The organism is Achromobacter mucicolens (genome assembly GCF_902859725.1).
In the GTDB taxonomy this organism is placed as follows: Bacteria; Pseudomonadota; Gammaproteobacteria; order Burkholderiales; family Burkholderiaceae_B; genus Achromobacter; species Achromobacter mucicolens.
Genome location: NZ_CADIJP010000012.1, coordinates 122,370 through 141,718, shown reverse-complemented (window position 1 = coordinate 141,718; position 19,349 = coordinate 122,370). Strand labels below are relative to the sequence as shown.

Annotated in this window: 20 protein-coding genes; 10 read left to right on the top strand and 10 right to left on the bottom strand. The window is 66.7% G+C overall.

The window, feature by feature from the left end; translation table 11 throughout:
* Window positions 1–75 precede the first annotated feature (75 nt).
* On the bottom strand, window positions 76–1,404 hold the full coding sequence (locus HV786_RS17080; protein WP_128827326.1) for a dicarboxylate/amino acid:cation symporter: 1,329 nt from the start codon (window positions 1,402–1,404) through the stop codon (window positions 76–78).
* Window positions 1,405–1,679: 275 nt separating this feature from the next.
* On the opposite strand from HV786_RS17080, the gene HV786_RS17075 reads away from it, so the two are divergent.
* Both HV786_RS17075 and fba read left to right on the top strand, forming a co-directional pair.
* Entirely contained in the window at window positions 1,680–2,579 is a 900-nt protein-coding gene (locus HV786_RS17075; protein WP_128827327.1) for an SMP-30/gluconolactonase/LRE family protein, read from the top strand.
* Between the two features lie 230 nt (window positions 2,580–2,809).
* On the top strand, window positions 2,810–3,874 hold the full coding sequence (fba, locus tag HV786_RS17070) for a class II fructose-bisphosphate aldolase (protein WP_056326713.1): 1,065 nt from the start codon (window positions 2,810–2,812) through the stop codon (window positions 3,872–3,874).
* A gap of 101 nt (window positions 3,875–3,975) precedes the next feature.
* Here the strand turns inward: fba and HV786_RS17065 are convergent, their stop codons facing one another.
* A complete protein-coding gene (locus HV786_RS17065) occupies window positions 3,976–4,428 on the bottom strand; it encodes a GFA family protein (protein ID WP_128827328.1) in 453 nt (150 codons plus the stop codon).
* Between the two features lie 243 nt (window positions 4,429–4,671).
* Between HV786_RS17065 and HV786_RS17060 the strand changes: the two genes are divergently transcribed.
* The 6 genes from HV786_RS17060 (at window position 4,672) to HV786_RS17035 (ending at window position 9,376) form a co-directional block, all read left to right on the top strand.
* Window positions 4,672–5,553: a phosphoribosylaminoimidazolesuccinocarboxamide synthase gene (locus HV786_RS17060; protein ID WP_056326717.1), complete on the top strand. Its 882-nt coding sequence runs from the start codon at window positions 4,672–4,674 to the stop codon at window positions 5,551–5,553.
* Between the two features lie 198 nt (window positions 5,554–5,751).
* Window positions 5,752–5,910 carry a DUF5993 family protein gene (locus tag HV786_RS17055; RefSeq protein ID WP_167427990.1) on the top strand — a complete coding sequence of 53 codons (159 nt, stop codon included), beginning with the start codon at window positions 5,752–5,754 and terminating at the stop codon, window positions 5,908–5,910.
* Window positions 5,911–5,920: 10 nt separating this feature from the next.
* Entirely contained in the window at window positions 5,921–6,493 is a 573-nt protein-coding gene (locus tag HV786_RS17050; protein WP_128827329.1) for a disulfide bond formation protein B, read from the top strand.
* Window positions 6,494–6,596: 103 nt separating this feature from the next.
* Entirely contained in the window at window positions 6,597–7,118 is a 522-nt protein-coding gene (gene purE, locus HV786_RS17045; protein ID WP_175211328.1) for a 5-(carboxyamino)imidazole ribonucleotide mutase, read from the top strand.
* A 5-nt stretch (window positions 7,119–7,123) separates the two neighbouring features.
* A complete protein-coding gene (locus HV786_RS17040; protein ID WP_175211326.1) occupies window positions 7,124–8,314 on the top strand; it encodes a 5-(carboxyamino)imidazole ribonucleotide synthase in 1,191 nt (396 codons plus the stop codon).
* A gap of 12 nt (window positions 8,315–8,326) precedes the next feature.
* A complete protein-coding gene (locus HV786_RS17035) occupies window positions 8,327–9,376 on the top strand; it encodes an L-threonylcarbamoyladenylate synthase (RefSeq protein WP_175211324.1) in 1,050 nt (349 codons plus the stop codon).
* A gap of 9 nt (window positions 9,377–9,385) precedes the next feature.
* Here HV786_RS17035 and HV786_RS17030 read toward each other — a convergent pair whose 3' ends face one another.
* The 4 genes from HV786_RS17030 to HV786_RS17015 are packed head-to-tail and all read right to left on the bottom strand — an operon-like array spanning window position 9,386 to window position 12,621.
* Window positions 9,386–10,213 carry an IclR family transcriptional regulator domain-containing protein gene (locus HV786_RS17030; RefSeq protein WP_175211322.1) on the bottom strand — a complete coding sequence of 276 codons (828 nt, stop codon included), beginning with the start codon at window positions 10,211–10,213 and terminating at the stop codon, window positions 9,386–9,388.
* Complete coding sequence (locus HV786_RS17025) at window positions 10,213–10,854, bottom strand: 3-oxoacid CoA-transferase subunit B (protein ID WP_175211320.1); 642 nt, start codon at window positions 10,852–10,854, stop codon at window positions 10,213–10,215. Before HV786_RS17025 ends, HV786_RS17030 begins: the two co-directional genes overlap by 1 nt.
* 25 nt (window positions 10,855–10,879) lie before the next feature.
* Complete coding sequence (locus tag HV786_RS17020) at window positions 10,880–11,560, bottom strand: 3-oxoacid CoA-transferase subunit A (protein ID WP_128827330.1); 681 nt, start codon at window positions 11,558–11,560, stop codon at window positions 10,880–10,882.
* A 41-nt stretch (window positions 11,561–11,601) separates the two neighbouring features.
* Complete coding sequence (locus HV786_RS17015) at window positions 11,602–12,621, bottom strand: Bug family tripartite tricarboxylate transporter substrate binding protein (RefSeq protein ID WP_128827331.1); 1,020 nt, start codon at window positions 12,619–12,621, stop codon at window positions 11,602–11,604.
* A gap of 355 nt (window positions 12,622–12,976) precedes the next feature.
* Here HV786_RS17015 and HV786_RS17010 point away from each other — a divergent pair, with 355 nt between their 5' ends.
* A complete protein-coding gene (locus HV786_RS17010) occupies window positions 12,977–13,999 on the top strand; it encodes an amino acid ABC transporter substrate-binding protein (RefSeq protein ID WP_056326734.1) in 1,023 nt (340 codons plus the stop codon).
* A 279-nt stretch (window positions 14,000–14,278) separates the two neighbouring features.
* Window positions 14,279–15,838, top strand: a complete 1,560-nt coding sequence (locus HV786_RS17005) for an acetolactate synthase large subunit (RefSeq protein WP_175211318.1) — start codon at window positions 14,279–14,281, stop codon at window positions 15,836–15,838.
* A gap of 55 nt (window positions 15,839–15,893) precedes the next feature.
* Here HV786_RS17005 and HV786_RS17000 read toward each other — a convergent pair whose 3' ends face one another.
* From HV786_RS17000 to HV786_RS16985, 4 genes are read right to left on the bottom strand one after another with little or no spacing between them, the layout of a single operon-like run.
* A complete protein-coding gene (locus tag HV786_RS17000; RefSeq protein ID WP_128827332.1) occupies window positions 15,894–16,604 on the bottom strand; it encodes an ABC transporter ATP-binding protein in 711 nt (236 codons plus the stop codon).
* Window positions 16,604–17,365 (bottom strand): ABC transporter ATP-binding protein, encoded by a 762-nt coding sequence (locus HV786_RS16995; protein ID WP_175211316.1) that lies wholly within the window; start codon window positions 17,363–17,365, stop codon window positions 16,604–16,606. The genes HV786_RS17000 and HV786_RS16995 overlap by 1 nt, the downstream gene beginning before the upstream one ends.
* Window positions 17,358–18,428: a branched-chain amino acid ABC transporter permease gene (locus HV786_RS16990; protein ID WP_175211314.1), complete on the bottom strand. Its 1,071-nt coding sequence runs from the start codon at window positions 18,426–18,428 to the stop codon at window positions 17,358–17,360. Before HV786_RS16990 ends, HV786_RS16995 begins: the two co-directional genes overlap by 8 nt.
* 28 nt (window positions 18,429–18,456) lie before the next feature.
* A complete protein-coding gene (locus tag HV786_RS16985) occupies window positions 18,457–19,338 on the bottom strand; it encodes a branched-chain amino acid ABC transporter permease (RefSeq protein WP_056326745.1) in 882 nt (293 codons plus the stop codon).
* Between the last annotated feature and the right edge of the window lie 11 nt (window positions 19,339–19,349).

Here is a 19,349-nt window from a genome sequence, read left to right as displayed (position 1 = left end):
TTTATGTTGCGCCCGGCACTCGCGCCGGTCAAGCGGGCGCGCACCATTGAAAACGGGCCGTTACGGCCCGTATTTTCATGCGTTCTGGCTGGCAGTCCGCGCCGGTTGCAGGGTCGCGTCCACAGTCCCGGCGACCGACTCGCCGGCAATCTCGGCGTCCGTATCCGCGGGCAGATCCTCTTCATTGCCTTCCAGCTTGGCGATCACGGCCGTGGCCAGGCTGTTGCCGACCACGTTCGTGGCGGTGCGGCCCATGTCGAAGAACTGGTCGATGCCCATGATGAGCAGCAGGCCGGCTTCGGGCAGGTGGAACATCGGCAGCGTCGCGGCCACCACCACCAGCGAGGCGCGCGCCACGCCGGCCATGCCCTTGCTCGTCACCATCAGCACCAGCAGCAGGGTGAGCTGCTGCGTGAAACTCATCTCGATGTTGTAGGCCTGGGCGATGAACAGCACCGCGAACGACTGGTACATCATCGAGCCGTCAAGGTTGAACGAGTAACCCAGCGGCAGCACGAACCCCGAAATGCGCTTGGACACGCCGAACCGCGCCAGCGCCTCGATCGTCTTGGGATAGGCCGATTCGCTGCTCGCGGTCGAGAAGGCCAGCAGGGTCGGTTCCTTGATGAGGCCGCCCAGGCGGCGCGTGGACTTGCCCAGGAACAGGTAACCGACGCCGAACAGAATGGCCCACAAAAGGGCCAGGCCAAGATAGAACTCGCCGATCAGCTTGCCGTAGCTGATCAGCACGCCCAGGCCTTCGGTCGTGATGGCGGCGGCCATCGCGGCGAACACGCCCAGCGGCGCAAAACGCATCACGTAGTCGGTGACGCGGAACATGATCTTGGCCAGCTCGTCGATCATGTTGTAGATCGTGTTGTGGCCCTTGCCGCGGATGAACGACAGCGCGGCGCCGAAGAACAGCGAGAACACCAGGATCTGCAGGATCTCGTTGTTGGCCATCGCTTCGGCGATGCTCTTGGGAAACACGTGCGCAATGAACGCCTTGAGCGTGAAGTCGCCCGTCTTCAGGCCCGAGGTTAGCCCCGCGTCCGGAATCGCCAGGTTCATGTGCGCGCCGGGCTGGAATATGTTGACCAGCGCCAGGCCCAGCAGCAGCGAGATCGCCGAGGCGGCGATGAACCAGATCATGGCGCGCATGCCGATGCGGCCCACCGCGCTGGCGTCGCTCATGCTGGCCAGGCCGGTCACCAGGGTGGCGAACACGAGCGGCGCGATGATCATCTTGATCATGCGCAGGAAGATGTCGGTGACAAGGCTGAAGTACGAGGCGATCTGCGCCGCCTCCTGCTGGTTCTGCGCGAACTTGTTGCAGAAGTAGCCCACCACGATGCCCAGCACCATGGCGATGCCGATATAACGCGTCAGCTTCTTAGTGTTCATGTTGAATACGGGAAAACGGGAGCCGCCGCTTGGCCCGAGGGGCCAGGTCCGCCGGCATGAAGGCGGGGGCAGGCGGTCCGGTGACGGACATGCCAGGGCTCCAGGTGCTGCTCGGGTTAACCCTTGGGGCGCGATGTTAACGCCGCCAACCTGACAGCCAGTTGTCAGTTTGGGGACGGATCAGCCGTGCCAGAATGCCCCTTCCGGTCTCGTCAAGACAGGCCGGACGCCACCTGGGAACCCGCCCCGAGCGGGGCGACATGGGAGACAAAGCAATGCCGAATCGCGAATTGTCCGTACTGGCTTCCGGCTACACCTATCTGGAAGGGCTGCGCTGGCACGAAAACCGCCTGTGGGCCTCGGATTTCTATACCGGGCAGGTCATCACGGTGACGCTGCAGGGCGCCGTGGACCGTGTCTGCCTGGTGCCGCAGCAGCCCTCCGGTTTGGGCTGGCTGCCCGATGGCCGCCTGCTGATCGCCTCCATGAAAGACCGCAAGCTGCTGCGCCGCGAGGCGGACGGCACGCTATCGGTTCACGCGGACCTCTCCGCGCTGACCGGCGGTCCCATCAACGACATGGTGGTGGATGCGCAGGGCAGGGCGTATGTGGGCAACTTCGGGTTCGACATCATGGCGGGTGAAGCAGTCCGCACGACGACGCTGGTGCGCGTGGACCCGGACGGCGTGGCGCAGGTGGTGGCGGACGGGCTGTGCTTTCCCAACGGGTCGTTCATCACGCCCGACGGCAAGACGCTGATCGTCAACGAGACCTTCGCGAACCGCATTTCCGAATTCGACATCGAGCCCAATGGCGTGCTGGGCCCGCGCCGCGACTGGGCCAACTTCGGCGAGCTGCCGGACAGCGACGACCTCGCCACGCTGATCGCCGCCTCAAAGATCGCCCCGGACGGCGGCGCGCTGGATGAAGAAGGCGCGCTCTGGGTGGGCGATGCCATCGGCAAGCGCATCGTGCGGGTCGAACGGGGCGGCAGGATCCTGGAGCAGATCGACACGGGCGAGTTCGGCATCTTCGCGGCCGCGCTGGGCGGTCCCGACGGCAGGACGCTCTTCATGGCGGCGGCGCCGGATTTTGTCGAAGCCAATCGCCGGGCCAAACCCCAGGCCCGCATCCTGACGACGCAGGTGGACGTGCCGCACGCGGGCAGGCCGTAGGCCACAGCCCTAGGTCACAAGCGGGGCGGCAAAGGCCTGGCGTGCCGGACTTCTGGTCCGCATGGACGAGATCGCAAGTCGGGATATCAGCCGTCCCGCCCCTTGCGGTATCACCTGAATGGATAGGATACCGGCCGTTGCAAGACCTTTCTTCGATTCCCCCGTAAAATCACGCCATTCAGCAAGGCTTCAACCATCTCTCAATAGACAGTACCTAAGGAGGACCACTCATGGCCCTAGTCTCCATGCGCCAGTTGCTCGACCACGCCGCCGAGCACGGCTACGGCATTCCGGCTTTCAACGTCAACAACCTGGAACAGGTCCAGGCCATCATGGAAGCCGCGGCGGAGACCGACAGCCCGGTGATCATGCAGGCCTCGGCCGGCGCGCGCAAATACGCGGGCGAAGGCTTCCTCAAGTACCTGATCCAGGCCGCCGTTGAGTCCTACCCGCACATTCCCGTGGTCATGCACCAGGATCACGGCCAGTCGCCCAAGATCTGCCAGGGCGCGATCGACCTGGGCTTCTCCAGCGTCATGATGGACGGCTCGCTGAAAGAAGACGGCAAGACCATCGCCGACTACGACTACAACGTCGAAGTCACCAAGAAGGTCGTCGACATTGCGCACAAGCTGGGCGTGACCGTCGAAGGCGAACTGGGCTGCCTGGGCTCGCTCGAAACCATGGAAGGCGACAAGGAAGACGGCCACGGCGCCGACGGCAAGCTGACCATGGATCAGCTGCTGACCGACCCGGAACAAGCCGCCGACTTCGTGCGCCGCACGCAGCTGGACGCCCTGGCGATTGCCATCGGCACCAGCCACGGCGCCTACAAGTTCACGCGCAAGCCCACCGGCGACATCCTGTCGATCTCCCGCATCAAGGAAATCCACGCCCGCCTGCCCAACACCCACCTGGTGATGCACGGCAGCTCCAGCGTGCCGCAGGAACTGCTGGCCGAGATCCGTGAATTCGGCGGCAACATGAAGGAAACCTACGGCGTGCCCGTCGAGGAAATCCAGGAAGCCATCAAGTACGGCGTGCGCAAGATCAATATCGACACCGATATCCGTCTGGCCATGACCGGCGCGATCCGCCGCTTCTTCGCCGAGAACCCCGAAAAGTTCGACCCGCGCGAATACCTCAAGCCCGCCCGCGCCGCCGCCAAGGCAATCTGTGTCGCTCGCTACACGGAATTCGGCACCGCCGGCAACGCCAGCAAGATCAAGCCGCTGCCGCTGACCGAGATCGCCGCGCAATACGCGTCGGGCAAGCTGTCGCAAGTGGTGCAGTAAGGTCCCCGCCGGCGCCGCCTTCCTTGTGAAGGCGGCTCAGGCAAAAAAGGGCTGGTCCGCGAGGGCCAGCCCTTTTGTTTTGTGGACGTGATGCGCGCGGCCTATGCCGGCGAATTGCGCCCAAAGCTCGGCACCGTCCGGTCCACGTGGTGCCACGATGGCGCCGAGTCCGTCCACAGGCTCACCTTGGAATGAAACGCCTCGGGATCGTCCAGCGACCCCGCGCGCACCACCTCATAGCCCATGCCTTCCGAGCCGCCGAACAGCGGCGTCCCACAGGACGGGCAGAAGCTGCGCGTGACGGTATGGCCGGAGTCGCCCTGGTAGCGGTGTTCCTTGGGCTGGCCGCGCAGCAGCGTGACCGCGCCGGCGGGAAAGATCAGGGCGTGGGCTGGGGCGCCGCCGCTGGAATACTGGCAGTCCCGGCAATGGCAGGTCGCCGCGGTGATGGGCTCGTCCGTGAGGGCGTAGCGGATGGCGCCGCACTGGCAGCCGCCTGTCATGTGCACCTGCGCGTCGGCGTGGGGCATGCGCTTGGGGGAAGCATCCTGCATACGACTCTGTCTCCGGACGGGTTGCGCCGTGACGCCCGGGGGCGGCCGGCGCGAATTATGGATGGGGATCAAAGCCTAACCCGGGGTCTGGCCTGCGGCAAGGTGAACTTATTTGCAGTAATCTATGCGCTTTGCAGGGGCCGCCGCGCGGCGCCGCGCCTGCCTGGTATCCGATTTCGTTCCACTTCCCGCCCTGGCGCCCGCCCGTGGCGGGAATGTTCATTTTTGCCATAGGCCATTCCCGTGACTTCTGCTTTGCATGAATCCAGCATCAAGTCCCTGCCGCTGCTGGGACGCGGCAAGGTGCGCGATATGTACGCCGTCGGCGACGACAAGTTGCTGATCGTCGCGTCGGATCGCATTTCCGCCTTCGATGTGATCCTTGACGACCCCATTCCCGGCAAGGGACAGGTGCTGACCGAACTGACCGAATTCTGGTTGCAGAAGCTCGCGCACATCCTGCCCAACCACTCCACCGGCGTGAAGCCCGAGGACGTGGTGGCGCCCGATGAGGTCGACCAGGTGCGTGGCCGCGCCGTGGTGGTCAAGCGTCTGAAGCCGATCCTGGTCGAAGCGGTGGCCCGTGGTTACCTGATCGGTTCCGGCTGGAAGGACTACCAGGCGACCGGCGCCGTGTGCGGCATCAAGCTGCCGGCGGGCTTGCAACAAGCGAGCAAGCTGCCCGAGCCCATCTTCACGCCCGCAGCCAAGGCCGAATTCGGCATGCACGACGAGAACGTGGACTTCGCGCACGTGGTCAAGGAAGTCGGCCAGGAAATGGCCGAGCGCATCCGCGACGTCACGCTCAAGCTGTACGCCGAGGCCGCCGCCTTTGCCGCGACCAAGGGCATCATCATCGCCGACACCAAGTTCGAATTCGGCCTGGACGACGACGGCACGCTGCACCTGATGGACGAAGTGCTGACGCCCGATTCGTCGCGCTTCTGGCCTGCCGACGGCTACCGCGTGGGCATCAGCCCGCCGTCCTTCGATAAGCAGTTCGTGCGCGACTGGCTTGAAACCCAGACCTGGGACAAGACGCCGCCCGCGCCGCGCCTGCCGCAGGACGTGCTGGAAAAGACGGCCGCGAAGTACCGCGAAGCCCTGGACCGCCTGATCGCCTGATCGGACCCGCATTGAAAAACCCGCTCCAGCCGAGCGGGTTTTTTTTGTCGCGTGTGCTTAATCGGCATCACCAACCGGTGTCTGACACCGACCCTCCCCACCCGGGCAAACCCGCAGCTTCCGCATGAAATTATTTCGGATTGTTACGCTATACTCGTGCGCTGCTTGGTTCGGGAATTCCGAGAAAAGGAGCGCCGCATGGTGATGATGCTGCCCTTTGTGACGGGGACGCTGGCAGTATGGTTTGGTCTCGTGGGCCGGCGCCGCCCCTGCGTGACGTTCTGGCTGCTGACCCTGGTCATCTTTGCCGCCTGGTGCAATTACCACATGACCAGTCCGCTGGCGTTGTCCCTGTGAAGCGCCGGCAATGATCTTTTCACGCAACCCGGCGCGCGGTTCGCGCATCCTCAACGGTCTGGCCTTGCTCGGGGTCACCGCCATCCTTTGCATGGCCTTCGTCTGGCAATTCGCCTACGACGAACTGCCGTGTCCGCTGTGCCTGCTGCAGCGTGTCGCGCTGATGCTTGCCGGCGTGGGATTCCTCTTGAACATGCGGCTCGGACCGTCGCCGATGCACTATGCGATGAGCATCGCGGGCGCGCTGGCCGGGATGCTTGCGTCGGGGCGTCAGGTGCTGCTGCACATCGCGCCGGGCGATGCGGGCTACGGCACTCCCTTTCTTGGCCTGCATTTCTACACGTGGGCGTTTGTCGCCTTCACAGCGATCATCGTGTTCTGCGTCGTGATGCTGTGCGTGGACCGCAAATGGGGCGACAGCATGCTCAAGAAGCCCGTGTCGGCGCTGGGCATGGTGGTCATGGCCCTGTTTTTCATCGTCGCGCTGGCCAACGCCGGCAGCACCACGCTGCAGTGCGGCTTCGGTCCCTGCCCCGACGATCCGGTCAGCTACCTTTGGCTGCAAACGGCGGCCACGCCGTAGGGTCCGCCGCGCCGGGTAAAATAGCGGGTTTCGCGGGCCGGTCCCGCGGTTTCCTGACATTTCGCGGCGCGTGCGCCGTGGTCTCAACTACTAGACACCGGTTATGACAGACCAGACTTCCGCAGCGGCGCAAGCCTCCCCCGTGGTGGGCGTGATTATGGGATCTTCCAGCGATTGGGAGGTCATGAAGCACGCGGTGACGATGCTGGAGGATTTTGGCGTCGCCTTTGAGGCGCGCGTGATCTCCGCGCACCGCATGCCGCAGGACATGGCCGAATACGGCGCCGCCGCGCACCAGCGCGGTCTGCGCGGCATCATCGCCGGCGCTGGCGGCGCGGCGCACCTGCCGGGCATGATGGCCGCCCTGACCGAAGTGCCGGTGTTCGGCGTGCCGGTCCCGTCCAAGTACCTGCGCGGCGAAGACTCGCTGCTGTCCATCGTGCAGATGCCCAAGGGCGTGCCGGTCGCCACCTTCGCCATCGGCGAAGCCGGCGCCGCCAACGCCGCGTTGCATGTGATCGCCACGCTGGCGGGCACCGATGCCGGCCTGCATGCAAAGCTGGTGGCGTTCCGCGCCCGCCAGACGCAGGCCGCGCGCGACATGAAGGTTCCGCCCGAGGCCTGACGCGTATGACTCAATCGACTTCTTTCATGATTGCGCCCGGCGGCTGGCTGGGCATGCTGGGCGGCGGGCAGTTGGGCCGCATGTTCTGTCACGCCGCGCAAAGCCTCGGCTACAAGGTGGCGGTGCTGGATCCGGCCGCCGAGTGCCCGGCCGGCATGGTCGCCGACCTGCACATCCAGGCCGCCTATGACGACGAGGCCGGTCTGGCCCGCCTGGCGCAGACCTGCCAGGCCGTCACCACCGAATTCGAAAACGTGCCCGCCGACAGCCTGCGCGCGCTGGCGACCCGTTGCCGCGTCAGCCCGGCGGGCGACGCCGTGGCGATCGTGCAGGACCGCATCGCGGAAAAGACCTTCATCGCCGCGCAAGGCATCCCGGTTGCGCCGCACGCCGCCATCCGCAGCGAGGCGGACCTGCATGCCGCGTCCGAAGCCCTGTTCCCCGGCATTCTCAAGGTCGCCCGCCTGGGTTACGACGGCAAGGGCCAGGCCCGCATCGACACCCGCGAAGAAGCCATCGCGGCCTTCGCCCAGTTCGGAGGCGTGGCCTGCGTGCTGGAAGCGCTGATGCCGCTGGATTACGAAATCTCGGTGGTGCTGGCGCGCGGCTTTGACGGCGCCAGCGTGGTGTTTCCCGTGGCGCGCAACGTGCACCGCGACGGCATTCTGGCGGTGTCCACCGCCGCGCCCGTGCAGCAGGACGCCGCCCACGCCGAACGCCAGGCGCGCGCGACCGAGGCCGCGCAGGCCATCGCGCAGGGCCTGGGCTACCACGGCGTGCTGTGCGTGGAATTCTTCGTGCTCAAGGACGGCAGCCTCATCGTCAACGAGATCGCGCCGCGCCCGCACAACAGCGGCCACTACACGATCGATGCCTGCGTCACCAGCCAGTTCGAGCAGCAGGCGCGCGCCATGGCCGGCCTGCCGCTGGGCGGCACCGACCTTCTGGCCCCGGCCGTCATGCTGAATATCCTGGGCGACATCTGGTACGCCAACGACACCGACACCGCGCAACGCGAGCCCGACTGGGCGGCTGCGCTGGCGGTGCCGTCCGCCAAGCTGCATCTGTACGGCAAGCACGAGGCGCGACGCGGCCGCAAGATGGGGCACGTCACCATCGTGGCGGCCACGCTGCAGCAGGCCCGTGACGATGCCGCCCGCGTGGCGGCCGCGCTGGGCATGCAGGCGCCCGAATAAAGCGGCGAACCGATGTCCTCCTCCACGCCCGCCACCGCCAGCGCCGCGCAAATCGCCCACGCCGCCCAGCGCATGCTGGACGGCGAACTGGCCGCCTTTCCGACCGAGACCGTCTACGGGCTGGGCGCGGACGCCGAAAATCCGCAGGCGGTTGCCAAGATCTACGCGGCCAAGGGCCGGCCGTCGAACCATCCTGTCATCGTGCATATCGCGCCTGATGGCGATGTGTCGTATTGGGCGGCGCACGTGCCGCCCGAGGCGCGGCTGCTGATCAACGCGTTCTGGCCGGGTCCGCTGACCCTGATCCTCAAGCGCGCGCCGCATATCGTGGACACGGTGAGCGGCGGCCAGGACAGCATCGGCATTCGCTGTCCCTCGCACCCGGTGGCGCAGGCGCTGCTGACGGCTTTTGCCGTCGGCAAGCCGAACGGGCAGGGCGGCGTGGCTGCTCCGTCCGCCAACAAGTTCGGGCAAGTGTCGCCCACCCGCGCCGAGCATGTGCGCAGCGAGTTCCCGGACGAAGTCGCGGCCGGCATGCCCGTGCTGGAAGGCGGCGCGTCGGAGGTGGGCATCGAGTCCACGATCCTGGATCTGTCGCGGCTGGACACGGGCGCGGGGCCCGTGCTGCTGCGGCCCGGCCACATCAGCGCCGCGCAGCTCGAAGCCGTGCTGGGCGTGCAGGTCTTTGCGCCCGACGCCGCGGCGCCGCGCGCCTCGGGCACGCTGAAGGCGCATTACGCGCCGCGCACTCCGCTGGAACTGGCAAGCGACGCACGCATGCAGGAAGTGGTGCTGGGACGCAACCTGCCAGAAGGGCGCGTCGTGCTGGTGGCCTACGGCCCGCAGCCCGCCGCAGTCGATGCGCGCGTGCAGTGGCAAGCGGTGCCGGCGGACCCGGCCCGTTACGCGCAGGCGCTGTACGGCCTGCTGCGCGATCTGGACGGGCAGGGCTATGCGCGCATCATCGTGCAGGCGCCGCCCGCCACCGACGACTGGCACGCGGTCAACGACCGCATTGGCCGTGCCGCCGCCGCCTTCACGCTGGACACCACCGGCCTGTAGCCTGGCCGCTCAGGCGGCCAGGAATTCCCCGATCCGTTCAACGGCCTGCCGCAAGGGCGGCAGGAATTCGTCCTGCAAGCGCTCGAGCGGCACGCGCGCGGCCTTCACGCTGACGTTCACGGCGCCGCACGCCTTGCCGCTGGCCGAGCGCACGACCACCGAGATCGCGCGCACATTCAATTCCAGTTCCTGGTCGACCACCGCGTATCCCTGCTCGCGGATGCGCGCCAGTTCCGCGCGCAGTCTTGCCTCGGTGGTCAACGTGAACTCGGTGTAGGGCTGCAGGTCGGTTGCCGCGAAATACCTTGCCAGCGCGGGCTCGGGCAACTCTGCCAGCAGCACGCGCCCGATGGACGTGCAATACGCCGGCAAGCGGCTTCCCAGACCCATCGACGTGGCCAGCAGGCGGTTCACCTCCGAACGCGCCAGGTACAGCATCTCGTGGCCTTCCATGATGGCGAGCGCGCAGGTCTCGTTCACGGTGGCGCTCAGTTCCTCCAGCACGGGCTGCGCCAGCGAGACGAATGGCGTGGACGAAAAATACGCGTAGCCCAGCCCCAGGATGCGCGGCGTCAGCACGTACAGCCGGCCATGCTGTTCGGCCATGCCCAGCAGGATCAGCGTGTGCAGGCAGCGCTGCACCACCGCGCGCGGCAGGTTGGCGCGCCGGCTCAGCTCGGCGGCGGTCTGGGGATGGCGGCGGGTGCCGAACGCGCGAATGACGTGCAGGCCGCGCGCCAGCGTCAGCATGTAGTCCGGATCGCCGCGCAGCTGGTCGGGATGGTCTTCGGCCGCGGGCGGCGCCGCGTAGCCCGGAGGAGGCAGGTTCGGCAGCATCAGCCGGCGCGCAGCGGCGCGCCGGTGCGCGCCTGCAATTCGGTCAGGGTCATGCCGTCGATCATATCCCGGACGACAAGCCCGTCCGGCGTCACGTCGATGACCGCGAGGTCGGTGTAGATGCGGTCCACCACGCCGGCGCCGGTAAGCGGATAGGTGCAGCGCTCGACGATCTTGGGATCGCCGTTCTTGCTGTTGTGCTCCATCATGATGAACACGCTGCGCGCGCCGACGGCCAGGTCCATCGCGCCGCCCACGGCCGGCGCCTCGCCCGGCTTGTTGAGCGACCAGTTGGCCAGGTCGCCGTTGGCCGCGACCTGCATGCCGCCCATGACGCAGATGTCCAGGTGGCCGCCGCGCATCATCGCGAACGAGTCCGCATGATGGAAGAACGACCCGCCCGTCAAGAGCGTCACGGGCTGCTTGCCCGCGTTGATGAGGTCCAGGTTGATGTCGGCCTCGGCCGGGGGCGGGCCCATGCCAAGAATGCCGTTCTCGCTGTGCAGCACGATCTCGCGGCCTTCGGGCAAATGCGCGGCCACCAGCACCGGCATGCCGATGCCCAGGTTCACGTAGCTGCCGTCGGGGATGTCCAGGGCCAGGCGGCGCGCCATGGCTTCGCGGGTCAGGGGACGAAACATGCGGACTCCTGCATGAAGGGTTGCGTCAGCTGGAAAAGGCGGCGTTGGGCACTTCGGTGACGCGCTTGACGAAGATGCCCGGCGTCACGACCGTCTCGGGCGGTAGCTCACCCAGTTCGGCCTTGGCGCGCACCTGCACGATGGTCGTCCGTGCGGCCATGCACATGATGGGACCGAAGTTGCGCGCGCTCATGTTGTAGGTGAGGTTGCCCCAGCGGTCGCCACGGTCGGCCTTGACCAGCGCGAAGTCGCCATGCAAGGGTTCTTCGAACACATGGCCGCGGCCGTTGATGATGCGGGTCTCCTTGCCGCGCGCAAGCTCGGTGCCGTAGGCGGTGGGCGTGAAAAAGCCGCCCAGCCCGGCGCCGGCCGCGCGCAGGCGTTCGGCGATGGTGCCTTGCGGGACGCATTCCAGTTCGATGCGGCCTTCGCGGTAGAGCGCGTCGAAGACCCAGGAGTGAGACGCCTTCGGAAACGAGCAGATGACCTTGCGCACGCGCCCGGCCTTGACCAGCGCGGCCAGGCCCGTTTCGTGGTTGCCCGCATTGTTGCTGACCACGGTCAGGTCGCGCGCGCCCTGGTCGATGAGCGCATGGATCAGTTCGGTGGGCATGCCGGCGCCGCCGAACCCGCTGATCAGCACGGTGGCGCCATCGTGGATGTCCGCCACGGCAGCCGCGGGGGTGTCGATGAACTTGTCGATCATGGAGGGCTCCGATGGGGCGGGCGCGGCGGCGCCCGGCCCGCTCAGTTCACGGTGATGTTGGCCTGCTTGATGATCTCGGCGTAGCGCGCCGAGTCCTTCTTCATCAATTCGGCAAACTGCGTCGGCGTGCCGCCCACCGGCAAGAAGCCCGCATCCACGAACTTCTGCCGCACGTCGGGTTCCTTGACGATTTCGCTGATCTCACGCGCCATGCGTTCGATGATCGGCTTGGGCGTGTTGGCGGGCGCCATCAGTCCGGCCCACGAGCCGGTGACAAAACCCGGCATGCCGGCTTCTTCCATCGTGGGAATGTCCGGTTCCGTGGGCCAGCGTTCCTTGCCCGTGAACGCCAGCGCCTTCAGGCGGTTCTGCTTGACGTACTGCATCGGAACCAGCACGGGATCGAACACCATGGACACGCGGTTGCCCAGCAGGTCCGTGAGGATCGGCGCGCTGCCCTTGTAGGCTACGTGGGTCATCGTGATCTTGTTCTGCAGCGCGAAGTCGGCGCCGGTCAGATGCGCGCTGGATCCATTGCCGCTGGACGCATAGGTGAGCTTGTCCGGATTCTTGCGGGCATAGGCGACCAGTTCGGCCACGTTCTTGACCGGCAGCTCGTTCGCCACGAACAGAAACAGCGGCAGGTCCGCCATCTGCACGACCGGCGTCAGGTCCGCGGGCGTGTAGCCCAGCTTGTAGAGGTGAAAGTTGATGATGTAGGCCGGCAGCATCGACAGGAACGTGTAGCCGTCGGGCTCGGCCTTGGCGGCAAGCGCCGATCCCAGGCTGCTGTTTGCGCCGGGGCGGTTCTCGACGACGATGGTCTGGTTCAGCCTCGGCCCCAGCTTTTCCATCACGATGCGCGTCACGATGTCGGTCGATCCGCCCGGCGTGTACGGCACGATGATCTTGATGGGCTTGCTGGGCCAGTTGTCGGCCGCGTGGGCAGGGCCGGCGGCCAGACCGGTTGCCGCCAGCGCGGCAAACAGCAGGTGCCTGAGGGCTTGGCGGCGGTCAGTGGCCGCCGTGCGAGGGCGCTGCGACTTGCATGCTTGTGCCATGGACTTGTCTCCTCCATGAATTGGCCGATCAGCGGTGCGCGTCCGGGTTTTTGTGTGACGCGACCGGCTTTTTTAAAGGGCTGCGGCTTTGCTGACTATCGGACAAAGACGCAAAAAAAGTATGGCACGGGGGGATGCGCAGGGCGGCGCGGGGCCGCGGCAATAAAGTTCGATCACCGGACACGGGGGCGTCATTCGCGGACGACGCGCCTTACGGGTTTTCACTAGGGATTCGTGCGTTGTTCACGCTGTGGACATGCCTTAATCTGGCGGCCGGTCCAGTAAGGCGGGACCCGATTTCAGCCGCTCCCGGTTACGAGCCCAGAGCGGCCATCTATCTCAGGAGAAGCAGAACATGAAGCGGAAATTGATGGTTGCGGCCGGCGCGATTGCCCTGGCCTGCGCGTCCCAGGCGGCGATGGCCGGTCCCACGCTGGACGCGGTGAAAAAGAAGGGATTCGTGCAGTGCGGCCTGACGGACGGCGTCTCTGGATTCTCCGCGACGAACAGCAAGGGCGAATGGGAAGGCATGGACGTGGACATCTGCCGTGCCGTGGCGGCGGCGGTGTTCGGCGATGCCTCCAAGTTCAAGGGCACCGCGCTGTCCACCCAGCAACGCTTCACGGCGCTGCAGTCGGGCGAAGTCGACGTGCTGCTGCGCACTGTGACGCTGACGCAGACGCGCGACACGTCGCTCGGCCTGTCCGCCGTGGCCGCCAGCTTCTATGACGGCCAGGGCATCCTCGTGAGCAAGAAGCTGGGCGTCAAGAGCGCCAAGGAACTGAACGGCGCCACCGTCTGCGTGCAGCCCGGCACCACCACCGAACTGAACTTGGCCGACTGGTTCCGCGCCAACAACATCGAGTTCAAGCCGGTCGTGATCGACAAGGTGACCGAAGTCGTGCGCGCCTTTGAATCCGGCCGCTGCGATGCCTTCACGGACGACGCCTCGCAACTGGCCGCCGTGCGCGCCACGCAGGTCGCCAACCCCAACGACTACGAAATCCTGCCCGAACGCTTCTCCAAGGAGCCGCTGGGTCCGATGGTCCGCCAGGGCGACGAGAACTGGCTGGGCATCGTCCGCTGGACGCTGTTCGCGCTGCTGGAAGCCGAGGAATACGGCATCACGCAAAAGAACGTGGATGAAATGCTCAAGAGCAAGAATCCCAACGTCCTGCGCATCCTGGGCGTGACGCCGGGCGCCGGCAAGAACATGGGCCTGGATGAGAAGTGGGCCTACAACGCCATCAAGGCGGTGGGCAACTACAGCGAAATCTTCGAGCGCAACGTGGGCAAGGACAGCAAGCTGGGCCTGCAGCGCGGCACGAACGCGCTGTGGAACCAGGGCGGCGCGATGTATCCGTGGCCGATCCGCTGATGTGCCGGCAGCCCTAGCGGCCGGATAAGGCAATCCTTCCGACCCATGCAAGGCCTCCCTCGGGAGGCCTTGCCGTTTTTGGAGACGCCTTGAGCTGGCCACACGAACCGCCCGGGCGCACGCCGTCGCATTGTTTCGGCTGACGGAACCTCGAAGGAATGGTTCCATGTGCCCGATCGTAAATGGCTCTATCGCGAATCCGCCAGGCTCCCTATGATGTCCGTTGCGCGGGTGGCCATGCCACCCGCACTGCCATTGATAACTACTAGGGAAACAACGATGAACGGCGCCGACAGCCTCTGCGACACCTTGCTTGCCAATGATGTGGACGTTTGCTTTGCAAATCCGGGCACATCCGAGATGCACTTTGTGGCGGCCCTGGATCGCAAGCCGAAGATGCGCTGCGTGCTGGGCCTGTTCGAAGGCGTGGTGACGGGGGCCGCCGACGGCTACGCCCGCATGGCCGACAAGCCGGCGGCGACGCTGCTGCATCTGGGCCCGGGCCTGGGCAACGGCCTTGCCAACCTGCATAACGCCAAGCGCGCGCGCACGCCCATGGTCAACATCGTGGGCGACCACGCCACGTATCACGTCCAGTACGACGCGCCGCTGACCAGCGACGTGGAAGGCGTTGCGCGGCCGATGTCGCACTGGGTCAAGCGCACGATGACGGCGTCGGCCCTGTCGGCAGATGCCGCCGAAGCCGTGGCCGTGGCGCGCCGTTCGCCGGGCAACATCGCCACCCTGATCCTGCCGGCTGACACGGCCTGGACCGAATTGCCGGACAACGCGCCCGCGCCCATCGTGGCCAGGGACGAGCCGCTGGCGCAGACCACTGCCGACGCCGTGCGCGCCGCCGCCGCCGCCATCCGCTCGGGCGAAGTCACCGTGCTGATGCTGGGCGGCGCCGCGCTGCGCGAGCGCGCGTTGAACGCGGCGGGGCGCATTGCGCGCGCCACCGGCGTGCGCCTGGTATCGGAAACGTCGAACCGCCGCATCGAGCGCGGCGGCTCGCGCACCCCGGTGGACCGCCTGCCGTATCCGATCGACCTGGCCGTCGCCAAGCTCAAGGACGTCAAGCACCTGGTGCTCGCGGGCGCGAAGTCGCCGGTCGGTTTCTTTGCCTATCCCGGCAAGCCCAGCCTGCTGGCGCCGCAGGACAGCAACCAGGTGGTGCTGGCCACGGCCGACCAGGACCTGCCGCACGCGCTGGAATGGCTGGCCGACGAACTGGGTATCGCCGCCGATGCGCCGCGCCTGGCAGCGCCTGCCGCCAACTATGAAGTGCCCGCCTCGGGCAAGCTGACGGGCGCAGCGGTCAACATCCTGGTCGCGCATCATCTGCCCGAGCAGGCCATCGTCTGCGACGAGTCCATCACGCAGGGTCGCGAGTTTCCGCTGTACAGCGTCAGCAGCGCGCCGCACGACTGGCTGATGCTGACGGGCGGCGCGATCGGCATCGGCCTGCCGCTGGCGACGGGCGCGGCAGTTGCGTGCCCCGACCGCAAGGTCGTGACCTTGCAGGCGGACGGCAGCGGCATGTACACGCTGCAGGCCTTGTGGACGCAGGCGCGCGAAAACCTGGATTGCCTCACCATCATCCTGGCCAACCGTTCCTACGCCACGCTGCATGGCGAGATGAAGAACGTGGGCGTGCAGGAACCGGGCCGCAATGCGCGCCGCATGCTGGACCTGCAAGATCCGCATCTTGAATGGACCCATCTTGCGCGCGGCATGGGCGTGGAAGCAGTCAGCGTGGATACGGTCGAAGGCTTTGCGCGCGCGCTGGCCGAAGGCCTGAAGCGGCGCGGTCCCTTCCTGATCGAAGCCGTGATCTGACGGTCGCCCCGGCGGCGCGGGCGCTTCGCGGGCGTTCTCCCCAAGCGCCGCGCCGCTACACCCCCAGATAGCGCGTCAACTGCTCGGGCTGCCGGGCCAGCAACGCGCTGTCGCCATCCTGCACGATCAATCCCTTTTCCATCACGAGGCACCGGTCGGTGTGTTCCAGCACCGCGCGGTAGTTGCGGTCCACGATCAGCGTGGACATGCCGGTGGCGCGGATCTCGCGGATGATGCGCCAGATCTCCGCCACGATCAGCGGCGCCAGGCCCTCGGTGGCCTCGTCCAGGATCAGGAGGTCGGGGTTGGTCATCAGCGCGCGGCCGATGGCCAGCATCTGCTGTTCGCCGCCCGACAACTGCTGGCCGCCGTGGCCCAGGCGTTCGCGCAGCCGGGGAAACGTGTCCAGCACCCGCGCATAGGTCCAGTCCTGGCCTGCGCGCTGGCCCGGGCGCGCCGCCACCTGCAGGTTCTCGCGCACGTTCAGGTTGGGAAAGATGCCGCGGCCCTCGGGCACATAGGCCACCCCCATGCGCGCGATTGCATGGGGCTGCGCGTGGGTGCAATCGCTGCCGCGCACCCGCACGTTGCCCTGTGCGCTTTTCACATGGCCCATCAGGCTGCGGATGAGCGTGGTCTTGCCCATGCCATTGCGGCCCACCAGTCCCACCGATTCGCCCGGTGCGATGTGCATGTCCACGCCCCGCAGGACATGGCTGGCGCCGTAGTACACATGCAGGCCGCCTGCTTCGATCAGCGCGTGCATCAATGCGCTCCTTGTCCGTCTTCGCCCAGGTAGGCGGTGCGCACTTCCGGATTGGCGCGGATCTGTGCGGGGGCGCCGCTGGCGATGGCGCTGCCGTTGACCATGACGGTGATGGTTTCGGCGATGCGGAACACGGCGTCCATGTCGTGCTCGACCAGCAGGATCGCGTGGCCCGCCTTCAGGGTCTGCAGCAGATCCAGGATGCGGTCGGTTTCCTCGGGGCCCATACCTGCCAGCGGTTCGTCCAGCAGCAGCACCTGCGGTTCGCCCGCCAGGCACATTGCAATTTCGAGCTGACGCTTGCGGCCGTGCGGCAGCAGGCCGGCCGGCTGCCGCGCGTCGCCGGCCAGGCCCGTGCGGTCCAGCGCCGCGCCCGCCAGCTCGGCGCTGCGCCGGCAGCTGGCGGCATCGCGCCACCAGTGCCAGAAGCGCTGCCGGCTGGCCTGTGCGGCCAGCCGGCAGTTTTCAAACACGCTCAGTTCAGGAAAGATCGTGGATCGCTGGTAGCTGCGGCCCAGCCCGGCGCGCGCCCGTTCGGGCTGAGGCCAGGCGGTGATGTCGCGGCTGCCCAGCGTGACCTGGCCGCTGCTGGCCGCCAGTTCACCCGACAGGATGTTGATGAGTGTGGACTTGCCCGCGCCGTTGGTGCCGATCACGGCATGCACCTGGCCGCGCAGCAAATCGAGCGACACGCCGTTGACCGCCGTAAGACCGCCGAAGCGGCGCGTGACCGCGGCGGCCGAGAGCAGGACATCAGACATGGCGTTCTCCCTGGATGGGCAGGCGCGCGGCCGCCGGTTTGCTTTCCGCGCGGGCCGAGGGCGCCGCGTCTTTGCGAACGTCCGCGGCGCGCGCCTGGCGGCGTTCGCGCCATTGGGCCGGCAGACCTGCCAGCCCGTTCGGCAACAGCGCCACCAGCGCGATGATCGCCAGGCCCAGCGGCAGGTGCCAATGGCGTGCGTAGTCGCCAAACAGGTCCTGCGACTGGAACAGCTCTTGCAGCAGCACCATCGCCACCGTGCCCAGCACCGCGCCGCCCAGGCTGCCCATGCCGCCCAGGATGACCATCAGCAGCACCAGCCCCGACTGTTCCCAGGCCAACAGCTCCGGCGTGACGAAGCCATCTTTCAGTGCGAACAGAAAGCCCGCCAGGCCGGCCAGCGTGGCGCCGACGACATAGGCGGCGAGCTTGTAGGGATAAGTCGAATAGCCTGCCGCGCGCATGCGCTGTTCGTTGATGCGGATGCCGGCAAGCGCCGCGCCAAACGGCGAGCGGCGCAGCAACGCCAGAAACCCCCACGTCAGCGCCAGACAGGCAAGGACAAAGAAATAGAACGTGCCGGCGTTGCCCAGATCGAACGGCATCCAGCCCCCCAGCGAGAGTTCCGGCCGGAAATACAGGTAGATGCCGTCGCTGCCGCCGCCGATCTTGGTGTCGTGAAACACGTAGTAGGCCATTTGCGAAAACGCCAGCGTGACCATGATGAAGTACACCCCGCGCGTGCGCAGCGCCAGCGCCCCGGTCACCAGGGCATACGCGGCGGCTGTCAGAAGGGCGGCCGGCAGCAGCCACCACAGGCTGGCCGCTTCCGATTCGGGCGACAACAGCGCCGCCACGTAGGCGCCGATGCCAAAGAACGCCGCGTGTCCCAGGCTCACCAAGCCCGCGCCGCCCACCAGCAGTTGCAGGCTGAGCGCGAAGATCGCGTAGATCATGATCTTCACCGCCAGGCCGGTGTAGTAATCGCTGCCGCTGAAGGAAAAGGCCGCCAGCGCCAGCAGCGTGGCGATGGGCAGAAGTCGGTTGAGCAGAGGCGCGCGCATGCGTGGGTCCTTTTTAGGTCGACAGGACCTAGCCCTGTTTGAACAGCCCTTCGGGCTTGCAGAGAAGAATGAGGGCCATCAGCAGATAGACCAGCACGCCCGCCGCGGAAGGGAACAGCACCTGGCCGAACGTTTCGGCAAAGCCCACCAGCATCGCGGCCAGGAAGGCGCCGCGAATCGACCCGATGCCGCCGATCACCACCACCACGAAACAGATGATGAGCACGCCGTTGCCCATGCCGGGATACACGGACGACACGGGCGCGGCGATGCTGCCGGCCAGCGCCGCCAGCGCCACGCCCGCGGCGAACACGACGCGGTATAGCTTGTTGATATCGATGCCCAGCGAGCTGATCATTTCGCGGTTGCTGGCGCCGGCGCGCAACATCATGCCCAGCCGCGTGCGCGAGATCATCCAGTACAGCAGCAGCGCGACGACGATGCCCACGGCGGAAATGAAAAGGCGGTAGACGGGATAGGTCATCACGTCGCCCAGCGCAATGCTGCCGCGCAGCCATTCGGGCAGCGGCACCCCATGCACGTCGTTGCCCACCAGGATGCTGCGCAGTTCCTCGAACACCAGGATCAGGCCGTACGTCATCAGTACCTGCTGCAGGTGATTGCGCTTGTACAGGTAGCTGAAGAACGCGGCTTCCAGCAGGTATCCCATCACGCCGGCCGCCAGCACGCAGACGGCCAGCGTGGTGAGAAACCCGCCGCCCAGCCAGCGGTCGACCAGCGGGCCCAGCGCGAACGCCATGTATGCGCCGATCATGTAGAAGCTGCCGTGCGCCAGGTTGATGATGCCCATGATCCCGAAGATCAGCGTGAGTCCGCTGGCCACCAGGAACAGCAGCAAGCCGTACTGGAATGCGTTCAGGCTCTGGATGAGCAGGATGCTGATGTCCATGGGGCCTCCCG

Coding starts and splice junctions, on each gene's coding strand:
- HV786_RS17035 (WP_175211324.1), top strand. CDS start 8,327: ATGTCCTCCTCCACGCCCGCCACCGCCAGCGCCGCGCAAATCGCCCAC.
- HV786_RS17050 (WP_128827329.1), top strand. CDS start 5,921: ATGATCTTTTCACGCAACCCGGCGCGCGGTTCGCGCATCCTCAACGGT.
- purE (WP_175211328.1), top strand. CDS start 6,597: ATGACAGACCAGACTTCCGCAGCGGCGCAAGCCTCCCCCGTGGTGGGC.
- HV786_RS16995 (WP_175211316.1), bottom strand. CDS start 17,365: ATGTCTGATGTCCTGCTCTCGGCCGCCGCGGTCACGCGCCGCTTCGGC.
- HV786_RS16990 (WP_175211314.1), bottom strand. CDS start 18,428: ATGCGCGCGCCTCTGCTCAACCGACTTCTGCCCATCGCCACGCTGCTG.
- HV786_RS17020 (WP_128827330.1), bottom strand. CDS start 11,560: ATGATCGACAAGTTCATCGACACCCCCGCGGCTGCCGTGGCGGACATC.
- HV786_RS17075 (WP_128827327.1), top strand. CDS start 1,680: ATGCCGAATCGCGAATTGTCCGTACTGGCTTCCGGCTACACCTATCTG.
- HV786_RS17065 (WP_128827328.1), bottom strand. CDS start 4,428: ATGCAGGATGCTTCCCCCAAGCGCATGCCCCACGCCGACGCGCAGGTG.
- HV786_RS17055 (WP_167427990.1), top strand. CDS start 5,752: ATGGTGATGATGCTGCCCTTTGTGACGGGGACGCTGGCAGTATGGTTT.
- HV786_RS17040 (WP_175211326.1), top strand. CDS start 7,124: ATGACTCAATCGACTTCTTTCATGATTGCGCCCGGCGGCTGGCTGGGC.
- HV786_RS16985 (WP_056326745.1), bottom strand. CDS start 19,338: ATGGACATCAGCATCCTGCTCATCCAGAGCCTGAACGCATTCCAGTAC.
- HV786_RS17000 (WP_128827332.1), bottom strand. CDS start 16,604: ATGCACGCGCTGATCGAAGCAGGCGGCCTGCATGTGTACTACGGCGCC.
- HV786_RS17080 (WP_128827326.1), bottom strand. CDS start 1,404: ATGAACACTAAGAAGCTGACGCGTTATATCGGCATCGCCATGGTGCTG.
- HV786_RS17015 (WP_128827331.1), bottom strand. CDS start 12,621: ATGGCACAAGCATGCAAGTCGCAGCGCCCTCGCACGGCGGCCACTGAC.
- HV786_RS17025 (WP_175211320.1), bottom strand. CDS start 10,854: ATGTTTCGTCCCCTGACCCGCGAAGCCATGGCGCGCCGCCTGGCCCTG.
- HV786_RS17005 (WP_175211318.1), top strand. CDS start 14,279: ATGAACGGCGCCGACAGCCTCTGCGACACCTTGCTTGCCAATGATGTG.
- fba (WP_056326713.1), top strand. CDS start 2,810: ATGGCCCTAGTCTCCATGCGCCAGTTGCTCGACCACGCCGCCGAGCAC.
- HV786_RS17030 (WP_175211322.1), bottom strand. CDS start 10,213: ATGCTGCCGAACCTGCCTCCTCCGGGCTACGCGGCGCCGCCCGCGGCC.
- HV786_RS17010 (WP_056326734.1), top strand. CDS start 12,977: ATGAAGCGGAAATTGATGGTTGCGGCCGGCGCGATTGCCCTGGCCTGC.